Annotated in this window: 7 protein-coding genes; all 7 read right to left on the bottom strand. The window is 37.2% G+C overall.

The window, feature by feature from the left end:
* Positions 1-2: 2 nt before the first annotated feature.
* The gene (locus tag ACIZ62_RS16410; protein ID WP_414150643.1) at positions 3-755 is read right to left on the bottom strand and encodes a hypothetical protein; all 753 of its coding nucleotides are present in this window, start codon (positions 753-755) and stop codon (positions 3-5) included.
* A gap of 57 nt (positions 756-812) precedes the next feature.
* Positions 813-1,022, bottom strand: a complete 210-nt coding sequence (locus ACIZ62_RS16415; RefSeq protein ID WP_414150644.1) for a hypothetical protein — start codon at positions 1,020-1,022, stop codon at positions 813-815.
* 207 nt (positions 1,023-1,229) lie between these two features.
* Positions 1,230-3,992, bottom strand: coding sequence for a phospholipase D-like domain-containing anti-phage protein (locus tag ACIZ62_RS16420; RefSeq protein WP_414150645.1), 2,763 nt, complete (start codon positions 3,990-3,992; stop codon positions 1,230-1,232).
* Between the two features lie 21 nt (positions 3,993-4,013).
* Positions 4,014-6,890, bottom strand: coding sequence for an anti-phage-associated DUF1156 domain-containing protein (locus ACIZ62_RS16425; protein WP_414150646.1), 2,877 nt, complete (start codon positions 6,888-6,890; stop codon positions 4,014-4,016).
* Positions 6,891-6,903: 13 nt separating this feature from the next.
* Positions 6,904-7,449, bottom strand: coding sequence for a DUF3780 domain-containing protein (locus tag ACIZ62_RS16430; RefSeq protein ID WP_414150647.1), 546 nt, complete (start codon positions 7,447-7,449; stop codon positions 6,904-6,906).
* On the bottom strand, positions 7,446-10,565 hold the full coding sequence (locus tag ACIZ62_RS16435) for a DUF499 domain-containing protein (protein ID WP_414150648.1): 3,120 nt from the start codon (positions 10,563-10,565) through the stop codon (positions 7,446-7,448). The genes ACIZ62_RS16430 and ACIZ62_RS16435 overlap by 4 nt, the downstream gene beginning before the upstream one ends.
* Positions 10,566-11,103: 538 nt before the next feature.
* Positions 11,104-12,294 (bottom strand): hypothetical protein, encoded by a 1,191-nt coding sequence (locus tag ACIZ62_RS16440; protein WP_414150649.1) that lies wholly within the window; start codon positions 12,292-12,294, stop codon positions 11,104-11,106.
* Between the last annotated feature and the right edge of the window lie 33 nt (positions 12,295-12,327).

Below are 12,327 nucleotides of genomic sequence, written 5' to 3' on the forward strand. Positions count from 1 at the left end.
CGCTACAGTGGAAGCCATCCTTCTTCATAGTGTACTGAATCAAGGGAAATCTTGCCGTTTCCCAAAATCAAATACGACACGCCATCACGTATTACAACATCTTGATTTTTCTCTTCATCCAATAGCTTGATATCAACGACTTCTTGGATTCGACTGTCGCAACAATGTAAATTTACAATAGAAAACTTTCCCGCGGCTTCATATTCTGTAAGAATAGCTTCTGCATCAAGTACCACTAGCGAATAGTCACAATCGTATAAGAGCTTTATTGTATTTATATGGTGTTCTTGCCCCATACCATCTGTCATCACAATGTGGTCATTACAGCCAATTGTAACCTGATAATATCCAGTGGAGAAGTCTTTAAAAAGGCTAACAGCAAGCCTATCACGCATTTGTTTAGCTTCTTTATCTAAATACTGTCCTTTTGCAACATTACGATTGTGCTTTAAGAATTCTAAATTACATATCCTACTGTCCATGTGGTCATTGTTCATATGGTCAACCACGTATCCGTTTTTTGTCAAATCTTTAAGAACATCATCACCATACCACTTAGCCATCATATATCGGTGAAGACCTCCACCAAGTCTGTCATTAGATGGATACTCATTTTTTAGTCCCCATGTATGGGTGGATAGCTCTTCAAAATAATCCTCACGATACGTTGCGAAAGCCCTATTATCCCAGTCCTCACGCATGATCGAGATTGTGTCACCATAGATCTCAAATGTGTTCTTACTCTTTCTCGCCATAGCGACCTCCTTAGAAATAATAACGGTCTAAAACATTCACAACTTGATCAATAATCATTAGTCATCCTGTTCAGAGTTTTCAATTTCCAGTGAACAGAATGCTTGCCAGTTATCTTTGAAGATCTGATGAAATTCTCTTTGTGAAATAGGTTTTTTATTATTTGGGGTTAATCCCACATAGACTGCATAAGCTGCCGCTTGAATGCTCACGTGCTGATCAAATTTTATTGTCTCTATTATTTCTTCATCTTGGGGTGTAAGACGCATTTTTTCTTCCTCCTATCTCTTTTCTTTTAAGTTTTTCGAGGAAATTACAAGGGCATAATTAGCCCCAGGTCTTGACCTTAAGTAGTTTTGCAATTTCCTGTGTTTCAGGCTAGCTGCTCTATTTCCAGAATTTGTGTCAAATCGAATACTCATGAGCCCCCATCTAGCCACGGATGCATTAAAAATATAATTGATCCTTATCATCAATTACCAACCTTTTAATAATTCCTTTAACTTTTCACTTTTATCCAATACAAAGGTACACGCTTGCCAATTTTCTGTTTTCGGAATATTTTGCTCGTACTTGAGTTCAAAAGGATGCTTTTTAGGAACTTTGTTAATTGCTTCTTCTGCTCGTTTTTCATCATTCTGTGCCATGGCAATCCAGACATCCTCAAGAACTTCAGGAATCTGACCAAAGATATCATGAATGCTTTTTAAACGTTCTGACAATTTCTTATGGACCTTATCCTCAACAGAGTCTTTATACCGCATATTATAAATGAGTATGGTTTTGCTCAATTGGCCAATACGTTGAATACGGCCTTTTCGTTGCTCCAATCGTGTTGGATTCCAAGGTAAATCAATATTAATCAAGGTAGACAGTGTTTGAAGATTGAGTCCTTCTGAGGCTGCATCGGTTCCTACCAGAACTTTTATTTCATGGTCCTTGACCGCTTTTTTAATCATTTCCTTTGATTCTTTTTTAAAATATCCTCTTTCAAAGATCCCGGATTTGTCCCCGCCGGCATAAAGCCCTATTTTCTCATCACTGAGATCTTTTGAGAGAAACTCAGCAACATACCGTGCGCTATCAAAATATTGGGAAAATATAATGCATCCCTTGTCTTTCCATGGGCCTTCGTCCCCTACGCCATCTTTAAGAATTTGGAGAACTCTCTCGTATTTAGGGTCAGTATCTTTATTGTTTTTGAGCACCCTCACCAGCTTTTCCAAACAGATGACTTCTTCTTTTGTCAGATCTTTGATCTGACTGTAGGTTTCCTCGCCTGGGGCATCATCTTCATCAAAAATATCATCATAAAGGTTTTTAAGTTTTTCTTTTCCTTCACTGGTCCATGCCAGCATTTTCTTGGCAGTATTTTCACCTGCCAGCATAGTGCTCCCAATTCGTTTGAGCATCAAGGTTGACATAAATCCTCCACCTTTTACCCGTGAGGACAGTAGTGCACAAAACTCCTCAGCAGTGGAATAGGCCTGGTATAAATAGCCCATGAGTTCAAGGGATTCATCATCATTTTCACCGAATAATTCCAGGTCAATTTTATCAAGATAGTAGTCATTGGTTTCCGGATTGATGTTTTCTTCCAAAAACTTTCTAGTCCGTCGCACAATGGAACGTATGTAGGGATTGTGATTTTGAATAAAACCATCATCAAAATATAGTTCTTTTATTTTTTGCTGTTGGGACAATCGTAACTCTGAATACATTCTTTGAGGCAAAACCGGAGTATCATCGGTTAAATCCAATTGATTTCGAATCGTTTCAATCCTATGATTATTTTCGCTTTTTTTTGGAAAAGGATTTCTGACAATTTCCCATAGTTCAGACTCCATGGTTGGTATTTCCAAGTTTCCTGAAATATAATCCAGACTGGATTGTGGTCGGTTCTTCCAAACACTATACTTATCACCTAGAACCTTGGCAGCATCATTGGGCAGCGATAAAGCATTGAGCAAATCAAAGGCTTCAATGGGATTAATCTGCACTGGTGTGGCCGTGGCAAGCAAAAGACTTTTCGTTTGAAAAGTGATTTCATTTAAAAACCCAAGCAAATTATTGGGCTGAGCTTTAAATTTGTCCGGATCTTTTTCTGGATGTTTACGTCTGGCCCTGTGAGCTTCATCGAGAATAACACATTCATATTTAAGAGTTTTAAGCAATTCAGCTGCCTCAGATTTACTGGTGATCAGACCCTGGGATATAATGCCGACTTTTCTGGGGCATTTTAAAATACTCTTGATACCATCCGCCGGATACTCATATCCATTTTCATCAACCCATCCTCGCCCTGTCCATACCGCACTGGGCATATCCAACAGAGTTTTTAGCTCATCCTGCCACTGATAGGTTAAGGTTTTAGGCACAATGATTAGGACAGGTTTATCCCCATACAAAGCCATCAGCTTGGCAGACATGGCAAGCTGAATGGTTTTACCCAAGCCAACCATGTCTGCGAGCAAGAATCGGGCACCGCCCTTCTGTTTGTGCTCACGAAAAGCCAGTTCAACAAAATATTTTTGATGCTCCCAAAGTCCGAATTCTTTCCGGTACAGAGGTTCTTCAATGACCACCGCTGGTACTGCGTCATCACTGTCTTCACGCCAGTCTTTGAGTGGTATGACAATCCTTTTAGCAATCCGGTCCAAATCTGAAATGACAAAATCGCATAAATTAACAGCATAGGGACTTGACCAAAAGAAATCAAATTCCTGTTGGACCCAATCGATGGCTTCAGGATTGTCATCTTCCCAGAGCATTTCATAGTTAACGGTAAACGCACTTTTCGTTTCATTGATACTTCCTAAAAAAGAGGTTTTACTCCCGTCTTTGTAGGTGATAACCCCTGCTTTTCCATGCATTAAACCAAAAACGGCATCCGGTATTACTTTAATTTCCATTTTTCCACTTACTAATAAATGATAGAGCTTTTTTAAGCGTTTAATTGAGTTTTCACTGGTATATTTTTCTTCTGGTAAAAATTCACACCATTCCTGTTTCATTCTAAGGTTGGCAAAGGCTGCCGTTTTTACATCTTCAGGGTTTAAGGTTGAATTACAGATAATCCGTACCTTCCCCGAAATATTTTCAATGCTTTCCCCTGCAATTTCAAGAATTGAAGAGCAAAAATATCCAGCCAGACGGTCATAACTTGCGGCATCTTTGAGCTTTTCATTTAAAAAGGTATGACTGAGACTGCTTTTTCGTGACGAATAACGAGTGATCATCAGCTTTCCTGCCTTTCTAAATTAAATATGGTCATTATCTACAAGAACATAAAGAACGTCTGCCATAGCAGCACTTTCTGCCCAATGAGGCATGTTTTCAATATCCTTTGTATCTTTTATAAAAAGAAGTAATTGCTTAATCATATCCCGACTCCCCCAGTAATCAATGGCCTGGTTTTTAATATGAAACAGTCCTTTTTCTGGTATTCCATCTTCTTTAATAGCAATGTGAATGGCTGCTAAAATAATACGAAGGATGGATTTTTCAAAGTCTGGGTTATCAGATACTGTTCTCATGGCAAATTCAGTTGGGGTTTTTAAACGAGCAGTGTTTGCTTTTTCGTTGGCCATGAGTTCACCATAAGAACTGATTGAAAACCCTCTGGCATACTCCTGATAGGTTGAAATTTGATAATTACCATGTTTTTCACCTTCCAGACCCTTGATATAAAAGCGTTCTGCGTGGGTAAGATCTTTCCATAAGTAATGATCTAAATTGTTGGGAATGATGCAATCGTAGGCAATCCTTTTGGCATTTTCAATGATTTTTACCACCTGGGAATTGTCTGGATTATTGATAGCCAGATCCAGTTCATAATCCAGATCCAGCTCACCAATTTTTTTATAAGAGGTTAATACTTTCAGTGATGCAGCATAGGCTGCCAGAACATAATCCGGGTCTGAGAAATTGGGGTCTTCTTTATCATCCAAAGTCTGCATGGACTCAATTTGTTCTTTAACGCCTGCTTTAATGTCCCCGTTAATTTCATCCAAATAAGCCATGGAATCCTCGGTTTGTTTTCTTAAAACAAGGAGAACAGTTCCTTTGACATAGTTGCCGTCTTTAAGCCCACCACTCTCTGTTTCAGTTGCAATATTCCATGCCGCGGTTACCTTTAGTCCTGACTTCCACATGATCAAAGCCAGTTGTGCCCAAACCGCCGGGTCCGAGTGGGTAAACATCACCACCTGCATTCCATCATCATCCATATGCTTGGTAAGATTTGAGTAAATATCAATCATGCTTTGGGAGAAATGGTCATCCCCTTTCACCGCTAAAATGCGCTTGCTGTCCGTATACCACTCTGGGAAAGTTTGCAGTAATAATTTTTTATCCCAAGCCAAAAAAAACTCAGATAACTCATGATAATTAATTGCGTCTGCATAAGGTGGATCAGTGATCCAAAAATGACAATTATTTGAAACTTCTCTTGCATCAGATAGTTTTATAATTGCATTGTCTTTATTTGTCAAATAACTGTTTATATCATAAAACCATGAAGTTTTTAATCCTAACAAGCTCCTGTTCCCAAAATTCATCAAAGTATTAAATGCTTGATTATAAAAAGTCTGCTCGGATTTTTCATTACCAACTCCTGGATGCCATCTACATAATCTTGAATTCCAATCCACACATTTATTCAAGCCTAAAAGTCCAACAACCCTTAACTGTTTATCTTCTTGTTGGTCAATAGCTTCTACAAACTTGCCGATTGAAAGTAATTGTCTCGCATTAAAGAGGTGATGCCAATGGGTCCAACCGCGATTACGCATGACCTCAATTGTTTTTATCCCCATTTCTATTTCCATACTTGGGACTAGTCCTTGCTTTTGCCAGGCAACAATATTTTCTACAACAATTTGTTTTGCTTTTTTTTCATTCTCCAAATCTCTTAGGTTAGGATGTCTGTAATAGCGCTTCCCGTCATTTTTTTCATATTTAATGGCATACAACCGTTCAGTATAAATATCATCAACCCTAAAATCAACCTCAGATTTCTCCCATTGACGCAATCCATAAGTAGTGTTTCCATTGTTATCTTTTCGATCTTTCCTCAGTGATGAAATTGGAGTCGATTTTCCGCATGATGGGCAAAGAACTCCACCTTTTCCAACGGTGCCTGTTTTTTCAGCTTCTTTCATTTCTATTGAACTTGCATTCATTTTTACCAATAAATCATAACCATTATCGTTTTCTACGAGTTTGGCCACAGTTTTGGTTCCTTTTCCAATGACCCAGCTTGGTGAAAGGGGTACTTTTTTGCTGCATTCCGGACAATGCGCCTCTACACAATAAAGATAGGAAACGGCTCGCTCACCTTTTTCATTGTGTTCGATCCCCAGTTTTGTTATTTCCTTATCGACTTTATCAAAAATGTCTTCTTGGTATCTTTTTATTTCTGTTAATTTCTTTTCATCAGCTCCGAGAATATTAATTCCGGCCCAGGTCAGAAGCCCTGCCACCGGATTTAGATCGCCGGCATAGGTGTCACACCCCATTCTGGCAGCTTCAAAGGGAATACTCCCGCCACCACAAAAACAATCCCCAATCACCACATTTTTACCATAGCGTTTCATTGATAGCTGCTTCATTAAATCCTGCAAATTGTCGGCTGAGGTTCCAAGGTGATGATTAATCTCATCCCAGGTTTGGTCATCCAGGTTTTTTAATTGTTCGGGTCGAATACATTTTCTAAGTTTTTCATCATAACCGAGAGTATTAAAGACTTTCAACTCGACTTCTTTTTTATCGACCCCTCTGGTCAGTGTTACTTTACCTTCGGTAAGATCAAACCATTCATCTATGTGAGGTTGCAATTTCGTGTTTTTATTTGCAATCTCATACATTTCAGAAGCTGAAAAGGATTTTTCTTTACGGAGTTCCAACCCTTTATGATCCATGCTCATAATTTTAAGAAAAATGTCTATATCCCGTTTCGGGTTATCACTAGCAGGCATCAAGCAACCTAAAATAGTAGCCCGAACCAACACTAGGGGTTTTCTTCCCCACCATTTTCCAAGCCCGGTTAAAGTTTGTCCATTATTGGCTTTTCTCTCCTTATAACTTTCTTTGCTTATTTTTGACACGGGGAACTGCTTTTCTATAAATGAAATCATAAAATTCTCCTAATTATTCATCAAGCATATCAAAAATGCTTGATTGGGGATTTTCTTCAATGGGATTTTCGCACAAAGCGTATCTCAGTGCAATTCGCCAGCCTTTTTTATCTTTTATATGACCGGTGCTGGCGTTAGTCATAGTATAAAGCCACCAGCGTTCTTCAGGCATGAGGCCTTTCCAATTTCTTATGGCAGTAGGAATCACAGACGGATCACAATCTTCAATACTCCAAAGGAGTACCATGAGTTCCTTACCAAATAATTTTTCAACAGCGGTCCCCCCGACGCTGAATTTGCCCATCTTTATTTTATCTTTTTTAAGTCGAGAATTAAACTCTGTGGTTAAATCAGCACTGATTTTATTCCACTTATGCTTTGAAATTTCAATTCTCAGGATATCGGATTTCTCCATTTTTTGTTCTTCTGCCTCTGTCCAGTTAAACCGTTCAAAGACCTGAACCGTTTCAGTGTTTAATTTTGGGATTAAAACATAGAAATGGTTGGTGCTTTGGATAGGGTTTACCCCAAAGCCATAGGTTAGTTCTTTGGCACTCATTGTTTTATATTTCCTTCTTCTTGAATTTCAGACATATCATACTTATTCAGATCAACCCATTCTTTAAATTGAAGACCTGAGATAAACAGTAGGGTTTTATACTCAAATTCCAGAGTAACCTCTTTGTTTTTAAAGGCGGTATCACGTATTAAATCAACGGTTGCCTGAAGACTATCCGCATCATACGGGACTTTTGCGGTGGTCAGTTCCATATAATTTTCTTTAACGTTTTTTTCGGTTAGTATGACTGTAAAATGTCGAATAAATGAATCCTTCAGTTTTTTCAGTTTTTCAAATTCCTGGTAGGTTGATTCGGTATCCTTGCATTTTTTTTGAATCTTCCACTCAAACTCAAGGGGTGCTGTGTCTTTAATGATAAGTTTATTTTTTGGTGCTATTTCTGAAATGGTAATATCTTTTTCTTCCACAACTTTGCCCTTATACATCACCACAGTTCTTACAAATTTGCAGTTTTTAGGTAATGGGATCTCTCCTATATAAAGACCTCCGTTTTCTTTGGGATTGCTTCCATCGGTGGTGTAACGAATTTCAAAGTCTTTATGGGTTAGCAGCTCTAGCACTGTCCCGGTACTGGAAGCACGCTGTTCATATTTCAAGGGAACTGAACCCATGAACACGTACACGTCACCTGTGGGATGCTCGTTAGAGGTATCTACACAAATAAAGTTAATTAAAGGTTCTCTGGTCACAAAAACACCTGGTACTTCTGCTGAGGCGGTGCTTGGATCGGCACCAATATCATAGTAGACCTTATCTCCACTTAAGCCACGTACTTTTAGAGTAAATTCACCAGTTTTTTTATCATAATCGGTTTGTTCTACCACAACTGATGTCGGATCTTTTGCGAAAGGTCCTTTTTCCAAATACCCGCCAACTTCCCGCCACTTATCCTTTTTAATACAATCGTTTTTTAAATCTTCGAGCTGGGATGGATGATACCATTGCCACCTGATCTCACTTGCTGCTCTGTCTTTTATCTGGTTAAAGGTCATTTCATTTTGTGTGAATAGCCGTTCCTCACATTTATTTCGCATGACCTCCATAAACGCATCATTGGATTTATAATCCTCAAACTTAAGTTGGCTCAATAAAACGTTAACGATTTGTTCCTCTCCCTTAAAAGCATTTTCTTTAAACTCTAATTTAAAGTCCTCTGACATAATACCGTTTTTTGTTGGGAAGTATAAGGTGATAAAGGTTTCGCGGATGCTCTGTAATAATGCTTGGGTTGCCTTATCTTTTTGATGATCTGCTTCTTTAGCTTGTTGATCCGTTTCGGATACATGTTCTGCCTTCATACTAGAGATAATCTGCCTGATGGCTGTCAGGCGTTTGCTGTTTTGGTACAGTTTTTCCATTACATTGCGTTGCCCAGATAAAAACATAACCCTGTTTTTGTAAGGAGTACTATCAAAAAATGCCTTTAAATCAGGATGAAGCTGATTACCTGCATAGGGCTCAAAGATGACAAGGGTTATTTTATTGAGATCTAGCTGGATTTCATCAATGGCCGGCAACACATAAAGCTGTTCGTAGCAATTCTTGACGGTGGGTTTAAAATTTTCCTCCAAGAATTTCTTTAGTTCTTTCTTTGCATTTTCATTGCTATAGGAGTCGATAAGATCATTCATTTCTGCTACCATGTTTTTTGTATTCTGGTAATACAATCGTCCACGGTTGTCCACTTTTAAATACCAACTCTGGGTTTTGATATTTTCTAAGGCTTTTTTATAATCATTGAGTTCAATATTTGGCTCACATAAATAACCTAAGATTTCTGAATCATTGAGTCCCATTAAACCATGAGTGGCTTCACTAAGGGATGACATTAAAAGTAATTTAGCGGTATCCTGGGCGTAAGTCCTTTTTTGAGTTGTATCCTCAGCATCAATGGTCTCTGCAACTGACTTCCCTGCTTCGGCAATATCATGACTGATGGCAGCTTCCAGCGATGGTTTTATCTGCTTGATGTAGGATAACATATTACCATCGTTAAGATTAATATCAAATACATTGACTAAATAGTGTGTTTCAGCTTTTTTGCTTTCATAGAATTGTCTGATGATTTGTCGCATTAATTTGATGAGACCTCGGGTCTGCTGAAAGTTTGGATTTTCTTTAAACCGTGCATAAAGGTCTTTGATGGAAGGATGGAAAGGATAGGAATCGCGTATCCCTAAAAACACCTTTTCCCCTGTATAATTTGTTAGGCCTGTTTTATTTGCGCGTGTGAGAGCTTCTTTATAGGTAACTGCTATATCCAGAACAGCCGAAGAATTTGAAGCAGGATATTTTTTAAAAAGGCGTTTTTTTAAAATATCATAAATTTCATCCGAGTTCAGTGCCACCGGTTCAATGTTGATTGCAGAACGATTGGCTTCATTCTCAAGGTCTTTAAAAGTAGATTGCAGCATCTCACTTCCAGATTCATAGGTAGCTTTTAAATCCGAGAAGACTAAGCACACGTTGGCAAGTTGTTCTTTACCCAGTGCTGAGAAGAGATTTGACAATGCCGTAATGGTTACCTTGCATAAATCTGAATTTCCAACTGTAACGGACTTAGCGTTTTCTAAATACGGTGGAAGTTCATCAAATAAAATAAGAATCTTTTGGCCTTGAAGGAGTTTAACCCAAGCACTTTCCCCTGGTGCTTTTAGTGGGGCATATAAGTCTTTTAGAACTTCTTTCTTGCCCAACTGTTCAGCAATGCTCCCCCAGATACCAAAGTCAGCATCGCTTTCTCGTCCGGAAAACGCAACAACTTTAACATCTCCAATGTCATCATATTTCTTGCCAAACAATTGTGTCCGCCATTTTTTATTTTGTGCCAGTAAAGCGAGTGCCAGCATGTTATGGGTTTTACCACCACCCATAGCTTGAGTCAGTTTAATGACACCGGTGCTGGATTCCCCTTTAAAACGTTTAAAAGCGGTATCCAAAAGTATTTCCATTCCTTGGGTTTTAAAGTTTTCATTGAAAAACTTATCGACATCAATCTTATTCTCAATGAGATCACTCAGGTTTAAAACATCATCTCGCGTGGTATCAAAAAATACACTCTCTCTTGGTTCGCAAAGTTCAAATACAGTTTTCACAAGGTCCTCCATTTATTTTCATTTGAGTATTTTCAAAGCGTTTATGTAATTAATTAGATCATACATTTAATGGTTAATCATCATCTGATATCTGCGACTGAGTTAAAAGTTAATGTTAATGGGCTTACTTTTAGCAGATACATTTAATTTTAACGCTTTTTGAAAGAACTGGCAACGGATTTAAATGGATTGTTCGGATATTTCAACTTAATTGAGCGAAGTTGAGTTTGAGTATTCCTACGAGTAAGGATATTAAATTAGCCAGTTCATATTTTCAATATTCACCAAAAAAAACATCAAAAACCTGCTACATATCGTAACAGGTTCTATCCATCTTCATATTTGATGCTTTGCTTATAATGGCAGAGAAGGCCAAATTCAAAAACCACCATCAATAATGCCAAGTGATCGGTTTCCGAAAAGGAAAAGCATTGTAGGTAAGTCTGTTCAGTCCCAAAAGGTAAATTTTTTTAACGATTGATACTCTGCTAATAGTTTAGCTGAGTATCAACAAAATTGTTCACTTAGTTCTTCCATCTTACTCTTCGCCGAATTTCAATTTGCTTAACTTCTTAAATACCGCATTTTGTGCCAAATAATTAATATCTTTATTCCCTTTACCAATTTCTTCACATACTAATGCTGTAGTAGAAGAGCTTAGATATAAATATCCATCAATATCCACATATATGATCTCAATGTTCTTTTTTGATGAGTGAAACCAAGCTTTATAAAGGGCAATTGATGACTGAATTGACCTTTTTTCTTTGTCTTCTAATGTCATTTCTTGTAAAAGTATTTTTAATTTATCTTGTTTGTCTTCAATTTCAATTACTCTAAATCCATTCGAATAAAGCTCAGTAACAAATATCAAGTGCCATGTTTCATCTCTACTTTTAATATCATTATTAGTTTGATTAAAGATAGAACCTATATCTTGAATATTATCATAAAAAAAGAATTTATAGGCAAAATTAATTGCTTGAGCGATTTTGTTTAGTTTGTTCGTTATATCCAACAAATCTTTTTTGTTATCTATCGTTGTAAAATGCTCTAAATCTTTTCCATATTTACATTCTATTTTTCCATCATTATATTTATAGCTTTTATGACAAGCTATATTCCTCCATTGGGAGATGGAAATTGAACTATCAAAATAATTAAGCAAATTATCTAGCTTTTTAGCTTGGTTTAACTCATTGATTAAATCACCAAATGTTAGTTTTTGAATATCATTAAAGTCCGAATTTTTATTTTTTGAGATTCTATGCATTTGAACTATCAAAAACAGATAATTCTTTATGATTATTTCGCAAATCTGATCAATGAGATTAAAGCACTCCGCAATGTATTCAAAATCTCCAAATTCCGACATGTTTCTTTGCATTATGACCATACTCCAATACTTATTGCCAATTTCTACGCTTATTTCTTGAAAATTTGAAACAGCTTCAAAAACTTTATTTGTATCTTTAATTTTGGCAGCTTTGAAAATATTTAATACTTCATTTATATTATCATCTATAACGATGTAGAAGTTCCTTTTATAAGTGATCCAATCCTGCACTAAAAAGTCTTTTGCGTACCTATCTAAATTGTCTTTATTTTCAAAAAATTTGTCAAAGCAACAAATAATTGATTCGTTTATTTGTTGCTTTGTTAATCCCCTCATTGATAGTTCATTTATATCGAATTCGTCCAAACCTTGGATTATTTGTTTATATATCATTTCGTCCCCCTTTTATTATTCCAACTATAAGTT

The organism is Acetobacterium carbinolicum, assembly GCF_047456275.1.
Lineage (GTDB): Bacteria > Bacillota > Clostridia > Eubacteriales > Eubacteriaceae > Acetobacterium > Acetobacterium carbinolicum.